Origin of the sequence: Pseudomonas sp. BIC9C, from assembly GCF_034541995.1 — a bacterium.
Lineage (GTDB): Bacteria > Pseudomonadota > Gammaproteobacteria > Pseudomonadales > Pseudomonadaceae > Aquipseudomonas > Aquipseudomonas fluorescens_CC.
Genome location: NZ_JAWDGM010000001.1, coordinates 1014488 through 1032915, shown reverse-complemented (window position 1 = coordinate 1032915; position 18428 = coordinate 1014488). Strand labels below are relative to the sequence as shown.

The 18428-nt window shown below is 59.8% G+C and carries 15 protein-coding genes; 10 read left to right on the top strand and 5 right to left on the bottom strand.

Going from position 1 to position 18428, the window contains the following annotated elements; all coding sequences use genetic code 11:
- Positions 1-53: 53 nt before the first annotated feature.
- Genes RS887_RS04900 through RS887_RS04890 form a run of 3 tightly spaced genes read left to right on the top strand, consistent with a single transcriptional unit; the run spans position 54 to position 5391 of the window.
- Positions 54-1844 carry a SulP family inorganic anion transporter gene (locus RS887_RS04900; protein ID WP_322614589.1) on the top strand — a complete coding sequence of 597 codons (1791 nt, stop codon included), beginning with the start codon at positions 54-56 and terminating at the stop codon, positions 1842-1844.
- Between the two features lie 44 nt (positions 1845-1888).
- The gene (locus RS887_RS04895) at positions 1889-4096 is read left to right on the top strand and encodes an alkaline phosphatase family protein (RefSeq protein ID WP_322614588.1); all 2208 of its coding nucleotides are present in this window, start codon (positions 1889-1891) and stop codon (positions 4094-4096) included.
- A complete protein-coding gene (locus RS887_RS04890; RefSeq protein WP_322614587.1) occupies positions 4054-5391 on the top strand; it encodes a caspase family protein in 1338 nt (445 codons plus the stop codon). The genes RS887_RS04895 and RS887_RS04890 overlap by 43 nt, the downstream gene beginning before the upstream one ends.
- Before the next feature lie 303 nt (positions 5392-5694).
- Here the strand turns inward: RS887_RS04890 and RS887_RS04885 are convergent, their stop codons facing one another.
- The 5 genes from RS887_RS04885 to RS887_RS04865 all read right to left on the bottom strand — a co-directional run bounded on the left by RS887_RS04885 (position 5695) and on the right by RS887_RS04865 (position 9931).
- Positions 5695-6408, bottom strand: a complete 714-nt coding sequence (locus RS887_RS04885) for an HNH endonuclease (protein ID WP_322614586.1) — start codon at positions 6406-6408, stop codon at positions 5695-5697.
- A gap of 116 nt (positions 6409-6524) precedes the next feature.
- Positions 6525-7058, bottom strand: a complete 534-nt coding sequence (locus RS887_RS04880; RefSeq protein ID WP_322614585.1) for a Bro-N domain-containing protein — start codon at positions 7056-7058, stop codon at positions 6525-6527.
- Between the two features lie 367 nt (positions 7059-7425).
- Positions 7426-8673: a ribonucleotide-diphosphate reductase subunit beta gene (locus RS887_RS04875; RefSeq protein WP_007978181.1), complete on the bottom strand. Its 1248-nt coding sequence runs from the start codon at positions 8671-8673 to the stop codon at positions 7426-7428.
- A gap of 528 nt (positions 8674-9201) precedes the next feature.
- Positions 9202-9477, bottom strand: coding sequence for a hypothetical protein (locus RS887_RS04870; RefSeq protein ID WP_322614584.1), 276 nt, complete (start codon positions 9475-9477; stop codon positions 9202-9204).
- A gap of 190 nt (positions 9478-9667) precedes the next feature.
- On the bottom strand, positions 9668-9931 hold the full coding sequence (locus RS887_RS04865) for a DUF2790 domain-containing protein (RefSeq protein WP_322614583.1): 264 nt from the start codon (positions 9929-9931) through the stop codon (positions 9668-9670).
- Positions 9932-10401: 470 nt separating this feature from the next.
- On the opposite strand from RS887_RS04865, the gene acs reads away from it, so the two are divergent.
- The 7 genes from acs to argR all read left to right on the top strand — a co-directional run bounded on the left by acs (position 10402) and on the right by argR (position 18371).
- Complete coding sequence (gene acs, locus RS887_RS04860; RefSeq protein ID WP_322614582.1) at positions 10402-12357, top strand: acetate--CoA ligase; 1956 nt, start codon at positions 10402-10404, stop codon at positions 12355-12357.
- A gap of 702 nt (positions 12358-13059) precedes the next feature.
- The gene (locus RS887_RS04855; RefSeq protein WP_103397762.1) at positions 13060-13836 is read left to right on the top strand and encodes an ABC transporter substrate-binding protein; all 777 of its coding nucleotides are present in this window, start codon (positions 13060-13062) and stop codon (positions 13834-13836) included.
- A 91-nt stretch (positions 13837-13927) separates the two neighbouring features.
- On the top strand, positions 13928-14617 hold the full coding sequence (locus tag RS887_RS04850; protein WP_095193266.1) for an ABC transporter permease: 690 nt from the start codon (positions 13928-13930) through the stop codon (positions 14615-14617).
- Complete coding sequence (locus RS887_RS04845) at positions 14614-15312, top strand: ABC transporter permease (RefSeq protein ID WP_322614581.1); 699 nt, start codon at positions 14614-14616, stop codon at positions 15310-15312. Before RS887_RS04850 ends, RS887_RS04845 begins: the two co-directional genes overlap by 4 nt.
- A gap of 1 nt (position 15313) precedes the next feature.
- Positions 15314-16426: a M14 family metallopeptidase gene (locus RS887_RS04840; protein ID WP_322614580.1), complete on the top strand. Its 1113-nt coding sequence runs from the start codon at positions 15314-15316 to the stop codon at positions 16424-16426.
- Between the two features lie 27 nt (positions 16427-16453).
- Complete coding sequence (locus tag RS887_RS04835; protein ID WP_111279965.1) at positions 16454-17218, top strand: ABC transporter ATP-binding protein; 765 nt, start codon at positions 16454-16456, stop codon at positions 17216-17218.
- A gap of 160 nt (positions 17219-17378) precedes the next feature.
- Positions 17379-18371, top strand: a complete 993-nt coding sequence (argR, locus tag RS887_RS04830) for a transcriptional regulator ArgR (protein ID WP_322614579.1) — start codon at positions 17379-17381, stop codon at positions 18369-18371.
- Positions 18372-18428: the final 57 nt, after the last annotated feature.

The window sequence follows — 18428 nt, the reverse complement described above, 5'->3', positions numbered from 1 at the left end:
GAGATCACTTCAAGATCGCCGGGTCTGCACAGTCCATCAAAGAGAGCGGTTTCATGAGCCATTCAGATGCTTCGCCGCCCCTCCCGGAGCCGGGCCGGATAGCTCGCCGGGATGAACAGAGCGGTTGGCGCGGCTGGCTACCGGGGCTGGGCATGCTGCGCGACTACCAACCGGCATGGTTGCGTTACGACATCGTGGCCGGCCTGGTGCTGACCACGATGCTGGTGCCGGTCGGTATCGCCTATGCGGTGGCTTCAGGCGTGCCCGGCATTTACGGCCTGTACGCGACTATCGTTCCGCTGTTGTTCTATGCCTTGTTCGGCCCCAGCCGGATTCTGGTGATGGGGCCGGATTCCTCCCTGGTGGCCGTCATTCTTGCGGTCATCATTCAACTCTCCGGCGGCGACCCGCAGCGAGCCGTCGCCCTTGCAGGGATGATGGCGATCGTCTCGGGAGCGGTGTGTATCCTGGCCGGTATCGCGCGCCTGGGTTTTATCACCGAGCTGCTGTCCAAGCCGATCCGCTACGGCTACATGAACGGCATCGCACTGACCGTACTGATCAGCCAACTGCCCAAGCTGTTCGGTTTTTCGATTGAGTCTGGCGGTCCGTTGAGAAACCTGGGGGCCATCGCCTCGGCGGTGATGGCGGGAAAGGTCAACTGGACCACATTCATGGTCGGCGGGCTCACCCTGGCAGTGATCCTGCTGCTCAAAAGAAGGCCGCAATGGCCGGGCATCCTGATCGCCGTGGCAGGCGCGACGGTCGCCGTGGGGGGACTCGACCTTGCGACACGCGCCGGTGTGTCGGTCCTCGGTTCGCTCCCCCAAGGCTTGCCCGGCTTCGCCATCCCCTGGATCACCAGCGCCGATATCGTCCCGGTCTTGATCGGTGGCTGCGCCGTCGCACTCGTCTCGTTCGCCGACACCAGCGTGCTGTCCCGTGTCTACGCGGCGCGGACCCGTACTTACGTCAACCCGAACCAGGAAATGGTGGGCCTCGGTATCGCCAACCTGGCGGCCGGATTTTTTCAGGGGTTCCCGATCAGCAGCAGCTCGTCACGGACTCCCGTGGCCGAGGCCGCCGGTGCCAAAACCCAACTGACCGGCGTCGTCGGCGCACTGGCGGTGGCCTTGCTGCTGGTGGTGGCACCGGACCTGCTGCAACATTTACCGTCCAGCGCACTGGCGGCGGTCGTGATCGCCTCGGCCATTGGCCTGATCGAAATCAGCGACCTGCGCCGGATCTATCGCATCCAGCGCTGGGAATGCTGGCTATCGATTGTCTGCACGGTCGGCGTGGCCGTGTTCGGCGCGATCGAGGGCATCGGCCTGGCCATCGTGATTGCAGTCATTGAATTCCTCTGGGATGGCTGGCGCCCGTATTCCGCGGTATTGGGGCGCGCCGATGGGGTCAAGGGCTACCACGACATCAAACGTTATCCCAACGCGCGCCTGATACCTGGCCTGGTCCTGTTTCGCTGGGATGCGCCGTTGTTTTTCGCCAACGCCGAGCTGTTCAGCGAACGAGTGCTGGACGCCGTGGCGGCATCGCCCACGCCCGTGCGCTGGCTGGTGGTCGCCGCAGAACCGGTCACCAGCGTCGACGTGACTTCCGCCGACATGCTGGCCGAACTGGACGACACCCTGCACGCGGCGGGTATCGAGTTGTGCTTTGCCGAGATGAAAGACCCGGTCAAGGACAAGCTCAAGCGCTTCGGGTTGTTTGCGCGGCTGGGGGAGACGGCGTTTTTTCCTACGGTCGGGACGGCTGTGGAGAGCTATGTGGCGAGTTATCAGGTGGATTACAGGGAGCGGGAAGATGAAGGGAACGGATTGCCGTGAAAACCGCGAGATCGATATAGAGACTTCACATCAAGGAGCGAACCATGCCGAACAACTGGCCCGCCGGGATTGAGCACGTCGTCGTGCTGATGATGGAAAACCGTTCGTTCGACCATTTGCTGGGGGATTACACAAGCATCAATCCCGCGTGTGACGGCATCAACCGCAAGGCGCCCAGCACCAACCCGCTGAAGCTGGCCAATGGCAATTCGACGGTGATCACCCAGGCATCGGAGTTCCCGGAAAACTACAGTTTGTGGGCGCCGCCGCCTCCTCTGCCTCCGGCGCTGCCGCCGGGCAATAGCGAGGGTTTCGACCTTGGCCACGAATTCGTCAACGTGGAGAAACAACTGGGCGTCTCCTTCAAGACCAGCCCGGCCAACCCTACGCTCGCCGGTTTTGCCCAGGATGCCTACGACAAGGCCCGCACCGACCTGAAGGTGTACAAAACCTGGTCGCAGTCCATGGCCCAACGCGCGATGAACTACATCCCGTTCGGCGCCACGCCAGCGGACGATTCGTTGCCGGCAATCCAGGGGTTGGCGCGCAATTTCACCGTGTGCGACCGCTGGTTTTCCTCGGTGCCAGGCCCCACCTGGCCGAACCGTTTTTTTGCCATGCTCGGCAGTTGCAATGGTCACCTGCTGATGCCATCCACTGGTACGGTGCTGGCCGGCATCAAAAGCCTGATCGCACAGTTCGGCGGCGAGAGTATTTTTTCGCTGCTGCGCAACAACGGCCACGACGCGCGCATTTATTCCGATGGCGCGATTCCGCTGGCGGCGCTGGTCAGGGGTGGTTTGCAGCACCTGAGCATCGACGACTTCAAGTCGGACGTCGCCGGTGACAAGCTCCCTGAGCTGGCCTGGATCGAACCGAGCTATGGCCTGCTCAACGGCAAACTCGGGCCCAATGTGTCGCATCATCCACCCGAAGACCTGCGCTTTGGCGATCAGTTTGTCGGCGAGGTGTTCAATGCCTTGTCGGCCAACACCGCTGTCTGGAACAAAACCCTGTTCGTGCTGCTGTACGACGAACATGGCGGCTTTCATGACCACGTGGTGCCGCCGACTTGCGTGGCGACCGGTTCAGCGGTCGATGTCCCATGGAAAAATCCATTCACCCGCCTCGGCGTTCGGGTTCCGGCGATCCTGGCTTCGCCGTGGCTCAAGCCAGGCTTGATTCCCTGGACGGGCAACGTCCAGGCCCAGCATTACGATCACACCAGCCTACTGGCATTTCTTTGCGATCACTTCAAATTGCCGCGCAGTGCCCTCGGCCCTCGGGTGATCGCCGCGCAGCACTTCGGCAATGCACCCATCTGGCGTGCTGCACCGGGCGTAACGGCTGCGCCGACATTGGCGGCCACCGTGGTGCCCATTCGCGTCGTGTTGCCATTGATCGAGTCCGAACTGGCGACCCAGAGTCGGCAGGTGGTGGACAGCGCCACCGGTTACCTCGACGGCCTCGATCCAGAGCAGATCTGGAAGAGCAGCGCCCAATGGGTCAGCGGTTTTCTCGGCAACCGCAGCCGAGCCCTGGCCGACCCCGGTCAGGCCGCGCTCACGCCCGCCGCACCCAGTGCAGACAGCCTGGAGGCGAAACTGCGGCGCTTGCAGGATTTGATGGTCACCGCCCAAGGGCAAACGGTTCGCCCCGTTGCGGTGCCTGCCAGCAAAGCCTTGGCGGAGCCGGGAGCGGAAGTCGCGCCAACGCGGCTACGCGTCCTGTGCCTGCCTGGTGTCGGGTTCACGCCAGCCGGCCAAGGGCAGGGCGGCATCGATGCGAACTGGCAGGACCAGTGGCGCACATTGATCCGTACTCAACTGGCACAGAACGGTCGCCCCATCGATGACCAGGACATCGACTTCCTGTCCTTCGACGGGCAACTCAAGGAGGGACCGGACTTCGCCCAGATCACCCGAGGCCTGGCGATGCTGAGCGCCGACGCCAGGGGCAAGGCCGACGAGAATTTCGGCAGTTGGGGCCTGCCGGTCAATCAGATGTTGCGCACCACCGTTGGCGCCATCGTGCAATGGATCGAAGACGCCGAGTTGCGCACTGCGTTGACTCAACATCTGTTGGCGAAGATCGAGGCATTCAACCCACAGATCATCTTCGCCCAAGGGCTGGGCAGCCTGATCGGCTACGACGCCTTGCGCCGGTCGGTGGCGAAAAAGGTTCGGCCCTCAAGCGCATCGATGGCCGAGTGTTCGTCAGCTTCGGCTCACCGATCGCACTGCCGCTGGTGATGCGCGAAGTGTGGGGCGGGCGGGTTCTGCGCCTGAGCGAAAACGGCCGAGGCATCCGCCGCTGGTTCCATCTCCACAACCCCAACGACGGCTTGCTGACCCGGCCCATCACCTCGCCGGATTCCGCGCGGGTCGACCTGCAAACCGAATTCAGCGTGCCGCTGCGTGATGACCTGCTCGACCTCAATCACGCCGCCCAGGCCTACTTGTTGTCACCCACCAGCCAGACCGGCCTGTGGCCGCAACTGGCCCGCGATGTGGTGGCGGCGCGAGCGCTGGAAGTGCCGGCATTCCTGTCCCGCAGTGGCCAACGCAAACGTCGCGCCCTGGTGGTCGGCATCAACGACTACCCCGACCCGAGCGCACGCCTCGAGGGCTGCATCAACGACACCTACCTGATCAGCCGCATGCTGCAGGAAAGCGGCTACGACGCCGGCGACATCCGTTTGCTGCACGACGCCCGAGCGACCCGGGCCAACTTCGTCGAGCGCCTGGAATGGCTGGTGGAAGGCGCCCGCGCCGGGGACGAGCGCGTGCTGTTCTACTCCGGCCACGGCACTCAACTGCCGGTCTACAGTAGCAGCGGCGAAGCCGACTGCATGGACGAAACCCTGGTGCTTCACGACTTCGACTGGGACGACGAAAGCACCCACTTCACCGACAAACTGTTCCGCCAGTTCTACAGCCACCTGCCCTTCGACCCGGACGGCCACGGCGCCAAACTCACCGTCATGTTTGACTGCTGCTACGCCGGCGGCATGACCCGCGGCAACGGCCGCGTGCGCGGCATCACCCCACCCAGCGACATCCGCCACCGCATGCTGCGCTGGGACCCCTACGCCGGCGACTGGGACCGCCGCGTCTACGCCACCGACGCCGACCGCCGCGACTTCAGCGAACAAGACAACAAAACCCGCGGCCTCACCCGCACCCGCACCACCCAAGGCGCCGCCACCGGCCTGCGCCCCGAGAAAAAAGCCCAACTGCTGCGCCAAGGCAAACTCTACGGCCACCACGGGCCCTACATGCCGCTGATGCTCTACGCCGCACGGGAAAACGAAAAAGCCAGTGAATGTGTGGTGGGCTCCAACCACTACGGCGCCTTCACCTATGCCTTGGTTGAGCAACTGCGCAAGCTGCATCAGGAGGATGCGACGTTGGGGTTTGATCAGTTGATTGAGCGGGTGGGGAGAGTGTTGAGCGCGAAGTCGTTGGGGCAGACGCCGGAGATTGTTGGGCCGAGTGGGGTTAGGGCGGCGGTGTGTCCTTGGCGGATTAGTGGGTTGGGGAAATGATCTCGTAACTGCAGTCACAGCCAAAGAAAAGGGCCACAAGAAAATCCTGCGGCCCTGATACACAGACGTTTCCAAGCCAGCCGCTGAACCCCTGTGGGAGCGAGCCTGCTTGCGATTCGCACAATCAACACAACAACCAAGCCAACCACCAACCCTGTGGTGAGGGGGCTTGCCCCCGCTGGGCTGCAAAGCGGCCCCAAATGCTGCAACTCGGGAGCATCAGACAAACCGAATTTTGCGGATTTACGACTACTGTGCAGCCGTACGGGGCAAGCCCCTCACCACAGGTTTTGTTCCGCTCGGTTATTCCGGCTTCAACCGTTTCACCCTTGTATAAAGCAAAGCTGTGAACTCCTCCCGATCACTCGAATGGTGACAACGTCGATGACAGTTCGGGCACAGCGCTACAGCATTGCTCGGACGGTCCGAACCTTCCTGGGCCAAATGCTTAACGTGGTGAACCTCAAGAAACGGACTGCCCGACTTTTCAAACGGAGCTGGGTTGCCACAGCCTTCGCATTTACCTTCAGCCTGTTGGCGAACCCACGCTCTCACTTCCGGATCGCGAACATACGACTTTCCGCTGGACTGAGTTTGCTCTGGTTTCTCAATCCCCTTCGGCTCGACTTTAATCGGTTGTCGCTCAAGCTTTGCAGCTCGCCGCTCCAGCGTCGCTTCGTCCGCTGTCGGGGCAAAGTCTTCGGGGGTTACAGGTCCTGGAGCATTGAGTGCTTCACGAATGCTCTTCGCAACATTGGCGCCGACATTCTTGGCGGGTTTGTAGCCCTCAATGCGGTCACGCCCGAGTTCAACCAACACGGTAGAAATGTTCTGCATCCGAAACTCAACGGAGCCTTTAGTCCGACCGGCCAAAGCACCTTCGCGCAGCACGCGATTTTCATGAGCCTTGTTGATCGCCTGACCGTTCTGCTCGCGAGAAAGCATGCTTAGGTAGGCATCGACCGCAGCCTGAATCTCTACGTCACTCCAATCGCTGTTGTTCTTTTCCGTATCCATACAATCGCCGAGGGTGAAATACCCTCGGACGATACTGAGTGGCCACTACAACTGTCTACGAAAATTCCTACACAAAACGGAGACGAATCTCGCAAGCGATCCTACAAGCACGTCACCTAACCCACCGATTGCTTCGACAACTGAAACGCCCGCACAACCTTCCGCCACCAAGGCTTAGTCACCGGAATCCGACGTTGCGTGTGATCGAGCAATAGATAAGGCATGTCCCGCAGCCGAATCCAACCTTCATCCTGCCAGTGCAGCAAGCTCAGCGACATTTCCGGCCAATCCAACAAACTCAACATCGGCCGATCCGAATTGTCCGACTGCTCCGCATCACGTAAGGCCGGCACCACTTGATGGGTGATCCACTCCCGCAGCAACCGATTTCCTGGGGCGTAGTGATACACCAACAGCGCATAAACTCCGGACTCACTGAGCATCAGCTGTTTTTCCGGTTGCTGGTAATACTCAATCCACAGCGTGCGGTGCTGGTCTTTGTCTAGCTTGTTGACCACGCGCTCACTCAGATGGAAACCCATCAAACGACCGATATCGCGGGCGCAGAACCATGGCTGGTTTTCTAGGAGGATGGCGTGGAGGGGGAGTTTGTGGCGGGTGAAGACTGTTACAGACGAGGGGGCAGGCATATCCAGTACCTCTACGTATAGGTTATTGAGAGCCTGACCCCCAACGTAGATTGGACTTAAGAAACTCCAACGGGCAAAGCTTTCACATATCCGATCGATAAATCACCGAGGGTGATTACGAGTCTATGCAATTGGCCAAGCTTTCTACGTTGGGCGTTTCTTAGGCACCTGCGATAGAGATTAGATGTGCATCGGATGCGCATCAATTCGGAGGCTGCTGTAAGTACCGTAGGACTTTTAGCGTTGTGGTGTAGGGGATGAAAAAGGCTCAATCCTTTCCCAATAAAAAGCCCCGATCAGATCGGGGCTTTTGTTTTTTCGATTTGCCGATTCAAGTTTAACCGTCAAATCGGGATGAGCTAGGCTATCAATCCCAGCTCAGCGCCCCACCAGTCTGATACTCAATAACCCTCGTCTCAAAGAAGTTCTTCTCCTTCTTCAAGTCCATGATCTCGCTCATCCAAGGGAACGGGTTAGTCGTCCCTGGATACTCTTCCTTCAAACCGATCTGCGACAGACGACGGTTAGCGATGAACTTGAGGTAATCCTCCATCATCGCCGCGTTCATGCCCAACACGCCGCGAGGCATGGTGTCACGAGCGTATTCGATCTCCAGCTGAGTACCTTGCAGAATCATCTGCGAAGCTTCTTCCTTCATCTCGGCATCCCACAAATGCGGGTTTTCGATTTTGATCTGGTTGATCACGTCGATGCCGAAGTTCAGGTGCATGGATTCGTCGCGCAGGATGTATTGGAACTGCTCGGCGACGCCGGTCATTTTGTTGCGGCGGCCCATGGAGAGGATCTGGGTGAAGCCGCAGTAGAAGAAGATGCCTTCCAGAACGCAGTAGTAGGCGATCAGGTTGCGCAGCAGTTCTTTGTCGGTTTCGACGGTGCCGGTTTCGAACTTCGGATCGGAGATCGAACGGGTGTATTTCAGGCCCCAGGTGGCTTTTTTCGCGACCGACGGGATCTCGTGGTACATGTTGAAGATTTCGCCTTCATCCATGGCCAGCGATTCGATGCAGTACTGGTAGGCGTGGGTGTGGATCGCTTCTTCGAAAGCCTGGCGCAGGATGTACTGGCGGCATTCCGGGTTGGTGATCAGGCGGTACACGGCCAGGACCAGGTTGTTGGCAACCAGGGAGTCGGCGGTGGAGAAGAAGCCGAGGTTGCGCATCACGATGCGGCGCTCGTCGTCGGTCAGGCCTTCCGGGTTTTTCCAGAGGGCGATGTCGGCGGTCATGTTGACTTCTTGCGGCATCCAGTGGTTTGCGCAGCCGTCCAGGTACTTCTGCCAGGCCCAGTCGTACTTGAAGGGTACGAGCTGGTTGAGGTCGGCGCGGCAGTTGATCATGCGCTTTTCGTCAACGGCGACACGGGCGGAGGCGCCTTCGAGTTCGGCGAGGCCTTCGGCGACGTCGAGGGAGTCCAGGGCGGCTTTGGCGCGGGCAACGGCGGCGGAGTCAGCGGCGGTCACGGCACGGGCTTCCAGGGCGGCGGCACCGCCAGCGCTGTCGAGACGGTCCATGTTGGCTTCGGTGGCGTGGCCGGCGTTGGCGCTCTTGACTGCTACTTCCGTGTCTTCTTTGTCGAATTCGTCCCAGCTCAGCATGACGTGTCGTCTCCTGCGTGAGGGCCAGTGTGCCCGTGTGAAAATGGATAGGTCGGTTTTTCACACGGCCTTACTGGCCGCGTTGGATCTAAAGGAATCGTTTTTTGCAGCAGCTATACGCAGGCATCAAACAGAATTTTGTACGGGGTTCCGAGAGCCACTGATGGGCGCAGCAAGCTTTGATCGCTTGTGCGGGGCTTCAGACTGGCTTTTCATTCCTGTAAGGGAATATTGCAGGCCCGTTTAACCCCCGCATTATAGGGAAGTTTTGCGTGCTGTGGTGCGACGAAATGGCTCACGGATCGGTCGACGGCGACCGTTTTTCGGTCAGAGCGAGGGTTTATAGGGCTTTGAACGATGTTGGCGGGGGAAGATTTTTTTTCCTGATTTTTTGCCCTGGATTATTTTTGCTCAAGAAATAACCAAAAAAGGCTTTTTTCACTACATCTTGTGTTTCGGTGGGGTTTTCTCAGGCTCCAGACACAACTAAGCCCGACCGAAGTCGGGCCATGAAGTCGCGCTGGCAGCTCAGCTCAGGCGAGCGGCGCCGACGCGATCGGCACCATCGGCGGCGAGGCGGGCAGCGCCGGTGTGATCAGCGCCGTCGGCAGCGAGTTTGCCTGCGCCAACGTGGTCTGCGCCATCGGCGGCGAAGGACGCTGAACCGGTGTGGTCGTAACCGTCGGAGGCGACAGCCGCTTCAGTGGTGTAAGCAGCCGAGCCGGTGCGGTCGTAACCATCGGCGGCGAAGGTGTTGGCAGCCAGCACGGAGAGGGTAAGGGCGAGGATCAGTTGGGTTTTCATGGTCAGTGCTCCAGATTCTTGGGCGTCGTTTGTCTTGGGTTGTAGTTGATTTTACGCCGACTAATTCGATTAAAAAGCGCAAATAAATGCTTAAAACAATCGATATAATCGATCATTAAGGTTCGGCGCTTCATCTGCCTGATCGTGGCGGATGGGTCGAACCTTATTGGGGGAGGGGTGAAGCAGGGGATCAGCCGTTAGAGCAACCGTTGCCCATCGCGCTGTAACGCAGGATATGCCGTTGTCCGCTGGAATCTTCGTATTCCATTTTCATTGGCACGACTTCACAAACATTCGGGGCTTCGCTCATGGAGATCACTTTGGCGATGTCCAGATTCATCGAGTAAGTGTATTCCTCAATGGGCGGTTGTTGCTGCGCGACATCAGTCGGGACCTCGGCTGCCATGGCACTTACGCACACGCTGCTGAGGGCCAGAACCAATAAAGCTTTCATTTGAGTTTTACCTTTCTAAGGTCGAGTGGGTTCACGCAACCTTTTTGGGGTTGCGTGTGGAGCTGAACTACTGGGTTTGGGTTAACTGCCTTCGTGGGGGCTGTAACTTGGTTAACTCAGGTTGCCGGGTTGGCGTGGCAGATTTTAGGGGTGGCGGATAAGTTCATATAGCCGTGGTTTTGATAAACACCTTTGACAGATCCTGTAACAATCCCTGAATAACCTCTTCTTTTTTGTAGGAGCGAGCTTGCTCGCGATGAGCCAGAGGGCACCGCGGGGTGTCAGGTTGGGCGCGTTATCGTTGGCGACCATCGCGAGCGGGCTCGCTCCTACAGGTGTTGTGTGATGTTTGGTGGGTATTCACGACATTTTGTAGGGGCTTGTTACTACCATCGTCGAATGGTTCTATAGGCCCGGCCCGGGCTACAACAGGGTCATACAAAAACAACTATTCCACCGAGGTAAGAAAGATGAGTGCGGCTTCCCTGTATCCCGTTCGTCCCGAGGTTCTGGCTAACACGCTGACCGACGAGGCGACCTACAAGGCCATGTACCAGCAGTCGGTCGTCAACCCGGACGGCTTCTGGCGCGAGCAAGCCAAGCGCCTCGATTGGATCAAGCCTTTCACCACGGTGAAGCAGACGTCCTTCGACGATCACCATGTCGACATCAAATGGTTCGCCGACGGCACCCTGAACGTTTCCTACAACTGCCTGGACCGTCATCTGGCCGAGCGCGGCGATCAGGTCGCGATCATCTGGGAAGGCGATGACCCTGCCGAAAGCCGCAACATCACCTACCGCGAGCTGCACGAGCAAGTCTGCAAGTTCGCCAACGCCCTGCGTGGCCAGGACGTGCACCGCGGCGACGTGGTGACTATCTATATGCCGATGATCCCCGAAGCCGTGGTCGCCATGCTGGCCTGTACCCGGATCGGCGCGATTCACTCGGTGGTGTTCGGCGGGTTCTCGCCGGAAGCCCTGGCCGGTCGCATCATCGACTGCCGTTCGAAAGTGGTGATCACTGCCGACGAAGGCATTCGTGCCGGCAAGAAAATCCCGCTCAAGGCCAACGTCGACGACGCGCTGACCAACCCGGAAACCAGCAGCATCCAGAAAGTCATCGTGTGCAAGCGCACCGGTGGCGACATCAAGTGGAACCAGCATCGCGACATCTGGTTCGAGGACCTGATGAAAGTGGCCGGCACCGTTTGTGCGCCGAAAGAGATGGGCGCCGAAGAAGCGCTGTTCATCCTTTACACCTCCGGCTCCACCGGCAAGCCGAAGGGCGTGCAGCACACCACCGGCGGCTACCTGCTGTACGCGGCCATGACCCACGAGCGCGTGTTCGACTACCGCCCGGGTGAAATCTACTGGTGCACCGCCGACGTCGGCTGGGTCACCGGCCACAGTTATATCGTCTACGGCCCGCTGGCCAACGGCGCGACCACGCTGCTGTTCGAAGGCGTGCCGAACTACCCGGACATCACCCGGGTGGCGAAGATCGTCGACAAGCACAAGGTCAACATCCTCTACACCGCACCGACCGCGATCCGCGCCATGATGGCCTCGGGCACGGCCGCTGTTGAAGGCGCTGACGGCAGCAGCCTGCGCCTGCTGGGTTCGGTCGGCGAGCCGATCAACCCGGAAGCCTGGGACTGGTACTACAAGAACGTCGGCAAGTCCCGTTGCCCGATCGTCGATACCTGGTGGCAGACCGAAACCGGCGGCAACATGATGAGCCCGCTGCCGGGCGCGCACGCCCTCAAGCCGGGCTCTGCGGCGCGTCCGTTCTTCGGCGTGGTGCCGGCACTGGTGGATAACCTGGGCAACATCGTCGAGGGTGAGGCCGAGGGTAACCTGGTGATTCTCGATTCGTGGCCAGGCCAGGCGCGTACGCTGTATGGCGACCATGACCGCTTCGTCGACACTTACTTCAAGACGTTCCGCGGCATGTACTTCACCGGTGACGGCGCCCGTCGCGATGCCGATGGTTACTACTGGATCACCGGTCGAGTGGACGACGTGCTCAACGTGTCCGGCCACCGCATGGGCACCGCCGAGATCGAAAGCGCGATGGTCGCTCACCCGAAAGTCGCCGAAGCCGCTGTGGTCGGTGTGCCGCACGACATCAAGGGGCAGGGCATTTATGTGTATGTCACCCTTAAAAATGGCGAAGAGCCGAGCGAGCAACTGCGCCTGGAGCTGAAAAACTGGGTGCGCAAAGAGATCGGCCCGATTGCTTCACCGGATGTCATCCAGTGGGCGCCGGGCCTGCCGAAGACCCGTTCGGGCAAGATCATGCGCCGGATTCTGCGCAAGATTGCGACGGCTGAGTACGAGGGGTTGGGCGATATCTCCACCTTGGCTGATCCGGGTGTGGTGCAGCATTTGATTGATACGCACAAGACGATGAATGTTGCTTAAGTAGCGGTTCTGAGTCACTTGGAGCCCCGCCTGGCATTGCGCCGGGTGGGGCTTTTTTCTGGGCTTGAGTTTTGTGTTGTTTGGGTTGGCCTCATCGCGGGCAAGCCCGCTCCCACAGGGATTCGCGGTGTAAATGCGATCCGAACCACACCACAAAAACCTGTGGGAGCGGGCTTGCCCGCGAAAGCGATCTGTCAGGCAATACAGCAACATCTACCAATAAATATCGGTTTCCTCTGTCGGCATTTTCCTACTGTTACCCGCGATCTTTCAGGTTACTGATTGTGTAACCGCATCGCGCCAGTACGGGGCATTGGGAAACGCCAGGCCCTGTATCAGGGCCTCAGAACCACGGATAAAAAATAAGACCCTACGCTGTGCTTGCCGGATTAGAAGGGTTTGCCAATAATAGGCCCGCAATTTGCAGCATAGATCGGTTCAATGTCTTTTGCCTTTGCATGATTTTGCAGGGCTGTCAACGTGCCGAAACGGCATTCTCAGTGCTTCTGTAATTAGTTGTCGCATTGAAGAAATATCGGCTTCGGGCCTGTCGTTAGAATGCCGATCACTCGCTCGTCGTTGCCCGTGTTGAATTTCAACGCCCGCTTCCCAGGACGCAGCAACGCTTTCCGGTTCCACTCATTCGCATATTGGGCTGTCGCTCACTCTGCCGTTTTAGCCCTTTACCGATGGAGTCCCAAGATGAAGAAACTCGTGCTGCTTGGCGCCCTGGCACTGTCCGTGCTGTCCCTGCCAACCTTCGCCGATGAAAAGCCTCTGAAAATCGGTATCGAGGCGGCTTACCCTCCGTTCGCGTCGAAAGCGCCGGACGGCAGCATCGTGGGTTTCGACTACGACATCGGCAACGCCCTGTGCGAAGAGATGAAGGTCAAGTGCGTGTGGGTCGAGCAAGAGTTCGACGGCCTGATCCCGGCGCTGAAAGTGCGCAAGATCGACGCGATCCTGTCGTCCATGTCGATCACTGAAGATCGCAAGAAGTCCGTGGACTTCACCAACAAGTACTACAACACCCCGGCTCGCCTGGTCATGAAGGCCGGCACTCAGGTCAGCGAAGGCCTGACCGAGCTCAAGGGCAAGAACATCGGTGTGCAGCGTGGTTCGATCCACGAGCGTTTCGCCCGCGAAGTCCTGGCCCCGCTGGGTGCCGAGATCAAGCCATACGGTTCGCAGAACGAAATTTACCTCGACGTGGCTGCCGGCCGCCTCGACGGCACCGTGGCAGACGCTACGCTGCTGGATGACGGTTTCCTGAAAACCGACGCCGGTAAAGGCTTCGCGTTCGTCGGCCCTGCGTTCACCGACGTCAAATACTTCGGCGACGGCGTAGGTATCGCGGTTCGCAAGGGCGACAAGGCTGAGCTGGACAAGCTCAACGCCGCCATCGCGGCCATTCGCGAGAACGGCAAGTACAAGCAAATCCAGGACAAATACTTCGCCTTCGATATCTACGGCAAGTAATACGTCCAAGCGACAAGTCCGAAATGGCGCAAGCAACAGGATCTCTGAGGTTTGCGCCATTTTTTCATCCCAACTTTCGAGGACCTGAATCATGTTGAAAGGCTACGGGGCTGTCATCCTCGATGGCGTTTGGCTGACGCTTCAGCTCGCCTTGTCGTCCATGGCCCTGGCCATTGTCCTGGGTCTGATCGGCGTGGCACTGCGTCTTTCGCCAGTGCGCTGGCTGGCCTGGCTGGGCGACCTGTATTCCACGGTGATCCGCGGTATTCCCGACCTGGTGCTGATCCTGCTGATTTTCTACGGCGGCCAGGACCTGCTCAACCGCGTCGCGCCGATGCTTGGTTATGACGAGTACATCGACCTGAACCCGCTGGCGGCCGGTATCGGCACCCTGGGCTTCATCTTCGGTGCGTACCTGTCGGAAACCTTCCGTGGCGCCTTCATGGCGATCCCCAAGGGTCAGGCCGAAGCCGGCATGGCCTACGGCATGAGCAGTTTCCAGGTGTTTTTCCGGGTGTTGGTGCCACAGATGATTCGCCTGGCGATTCCGGGTTTCACCAACAACTGGCTGGTATTGACCAAGGCGACCGCGCTGATTTCGGTGGTGGGTCTGCAAGACATGATGTTCAAGGCCAAGCAGGCGGCCGATGCCACCCGCGAGCCTTTCACCTTCTTCCTCGCAGTGGCGGCGTTGTACCTGGTGATCACCAGCGTCTCGTTGCTGGCATTGCGTCACCTTGAGAAGCGCTACTCGGTAGGCGTAAGGGCGGCTGATCTATGATCTTCGACTACAACGTCATTTGGGAGGCCCTGCCGCTGTACCTCGGCGGCCTGGTGACCACCCTCAAACTGCTCGCACTGTCGCTGTTCTTCGGCCTGCTGTGCGCATTGCCGCTGGGCCTGATGCGCGTCTCGAAGAACCCGGTCGTCAACATGTCGGCCTGGCTCTACACCTACGTGATCCGCGGCACGCCGATGCTGGTGCAGCTGTTTTTGATCTACTACGGTCTGGCGCAGTTCGAAGCGGTGCGTGAAAGCTTCTTCTGGCCGTGGCTGTCCAGCGCCACCTTCTGTGCGTGCCTGGCATTCGCGATCAACACCAGCGCCTATACCGCCGAAATCATCGCCGGCAGCCTGCGTGCCACGCCGAACGGTGAGATCGAAGCGGCCAAGGCCATGGGCATGTCGCGGATCAAGATGTACAAGCGCATCCTGCTGCCGTCGGCCCTGCGCCGCGCGCTGCCGCAGTACAGCAACGAAGTGATCATGATGCTGCAGACCACCAGTCTGGCGTCCATCGTGACCCTGATCGATATCACCGGTGCCGCGCGTACGGTCAACGCCCAGTTCTACCTGCCGTTCGAGGCGTACATCACCGCCGGCGTGTTCTACCTGTGCATGACCTTCATCCTGGTGAAGCTGTTCAAGATGGCCGAGCGTCGCTGGCTGGGCTACCTGGCCCCGCGGAAGCACTGATATGGAACGCATCGATCATGCTTTGCCGTGGAGCCACCTGGGCAGCGAACGCCGGATCTCGGTGTTCCGCTTCGGCAGCGGCGAGCGCAAGGCCTACATCCAGGCCAGTCTCCACGCCGATGAACTGCCGGGCATGCGCACCGCGTTCGAGCTGAAAAAGCGTCTGGTCGAACTCGAAGCCCAGGGCTTGCTCAACGGTGTGATCGAACTGGTGCCGGTGGCCAATCCACTGGGCCTCGGTCAACTGCTGCAGGGTAATCATCAAGGGCGTTTCGAAGCCGGCAGCGGCAAGAACTTCAACCGCGATTTCGTCGAGTTGAGCGCGCCGGTTGCGGCTGCGTTGGCAGAGAGCCTCGGTGAGGATCCGCACGCCAACATTCGCCTGATCCGTCAGGCGATGGCTGATCATCTGGCCGCGTTGCCAGAGGCGAGCAGCCAGTTGCAAGGCATGCAGCGTGTGCTGCTCAGCCATGCCTGCACCGCCGATGTCGTGCTGGATCTGCATTGCGATGCCGAAGCGGCGCTGCACATGTATGCCTTGCCGCAGCACTGGCCGCAGTGGCGTTCGCTGGCTGCGCACCTGAATGTGCGGGTCGGTCTGCTGGCGGAAGATTCCGGCGGCAGTTCGTTCGACGAAGCCTGTTCGTTGCCGTGGTTGCGTCTGTCGCGTCTGTTCCCGGATGCACAAATTCCGCTGGCCTGTCTGGCGACTACCATTGAATTAGGGGGGCAGGCCGACACCGGTCGCGCTGAAGCCTGCGCCCACGCCGAAGGCATTCTGGCGTTCCTTGCCGAGCAAGGCCTGATCGGTGGTGAATGGCCGAAACCTGCGCAAGATCCTTGCGAAGGCATGCCGTTCGAAGGCACTGAGTTGTTGTTGGCACCACACCCCGGTGTGGTGAGTTTCCTGCGCAAACCCGGTGAGTGGGTTGAAGCGGGCGACGAGATTTTTGAAGTGATCGATCCGTTGGCGGATCGGGTCAGCACGGTGTGTGCTGGTACGTCCGGGGTGCTGTTTGCCATTGAACGGCTGCGTTATGCCCAACCCGGTTTCTGGCTGGCCAAGGTGGCGGGGCGCGAAGCGCTGCGTCACGGGCGCTTGCTCAACGACTGACTGACTGTTTTTGTGAGAACCGACCGCATGTACAAACTTGAAGTCCAAGACCTGCATAAACGCTATGGCAGTCACGAAGTGCTCAAGGGCGTGTCCCTGAAAGCGGCAGCCGGCGATGTGATCAGCATCATCGGCTCCAGTGGCTCCGGCAAAAGTACCTTCCTGCGTTGCATCAACCTGCTTGAGCAGCCGCACGCGGGCAAGATCCTGCTCAACAACGAAGAGTTGAAGCTGGTGGCGAACAAGGACGGCGCGCTGAAGGCCGCCGACCCGAAACAGCTGCAACGCATGCGCTCGCGCCTGTCGATGGTGTTCCAGCATTTCAACCTGTGGTCGCACATGACCGCGCTGGAAAACATCATGGAAGCGCCGGTGCACGTGCTGGGCGTGTCCAAGGCTGAGGCGCGCGAGAAAGCCGAACACTACCTGAACAAGGTGGGCGTGGCGCATCGCAAGGACGCCTACCCGGGCCACATGTCCGGCGGCGAACAGCAGCGCGTGGCGATTGCCCGTGCGCTGGCGATGGAGCCGGAAGTGATGCTGTTCGACGAACCGACCTCGGCACTGGACCCGGAGCTGGTTGGCGACGTGCTGAAAGTCATGCAGGCCCTGGCCCAGGAAGGCCGGACCATGGTGGTGGTGACGCACGAAATGGGCTTCGCCCGTGAAGTGTCGAACCAGTTGGTGTTCCTGCACAAAGGTCTGGTCGAAGAAAGCGGCAACCCGCGCGAAGTGCTGGTGAACCCGCAATCCGAGCGTTTGCAGCAATTCCTCTCGGGTAGCCTGAAGTAATCAGAGCTGCCGTTGTGCACCGGGATAGTGCATGCTTCGCAATTCAGAGGCTGGCCCAGCTCCCACATTTGATCTTTGCCGGTTTTGCGATTTGTGTTCTTTTACGGGCTAGCATTGGCCCATGCCTTCATCACTGTTCTTCGCTTCGGATCGCTCGCCCATGACTGCCCATCGAATTGGTTTCCTGATTTGGCCCAGCACTAAAGCACTGACGCTTGCGCTGGCTGAGGAGGCCTTGCGTGTTGCCCAGCGTGTGCATCCTGATGTGGTCTACGAACTGTCGTTTCTACATGCCGAAGCTCTGGCCGAACCACCGACCGAATGCGCCTGGCAATTACCGGGTGAAGCATGGACCGGCAAGCTCGAAAACTTCCAGAAACTGTTCCTGCTCGCTGACGAGCCACCGACCGCACTGGCGCCGGCGCTCAGCAGTGCGCTCAAACAACTGGTGCGTGCCGGTTGTGTGATCGGCGGTCTGTCGGCCGGTGTCTATCCGTTGGCGCAGCTTGGTTTGCTCGACGGTTATCGTGCGGCGGTGCACTGGCGCTGGCAGGACGATTTCGCCGAGCGTTTCCCGAAAGTCATCGCCACCAGTCACCTGTTCGACTGGGACCGCGATCGTCTGACCGCGTGCGGCGGCATGTCGGTGCTCGATCTGCTGCTGGCGGTGCTGGCCCGTGACCATGGTGCGGAACTGGCCGGTGCGGTGTCGGAAGAGCTGGTGGTCGAGCGCATCCGCGAGGGCGGTGAACGCCAGCGCATTCCGTTGCAGAACCGCCTCGGCTCCAGTCATCCGAAGCTCACTCAAGCCGTGCTGTTGATGGAAGCCAACATCGAAGAGCCGCTGACCACCGACGAAATCGCCCAGCACGTGTGCGTGTCCCGTCGGCAACTGGAGCGGATCTTCAAGCAATACCTCAACCGCGTGCCGAGCCAGTACTACCTGGAGCTGCGCCTGAACAAGGCCCGGCAGATGTTGATGCAAACCAGCAAGTCGATCATCCAGATCGGCCTGTCCTGTGGCTTCTCCTCGGGGCCGCATTTCTCCAGCGCCTATCGCAATTTCTTCGGTGCCACGCCGCGGGAAGATCGCAACCAGCGACGCAGCAGCAGTCCGTTCGAATTGTCGTCGGTGCCGTCGGAACGCAGTTAACCCTCGGCTGACAAGGGGCATGGGCTGAGCGCCCATGACCTGCGCGAGGGTTTGTTC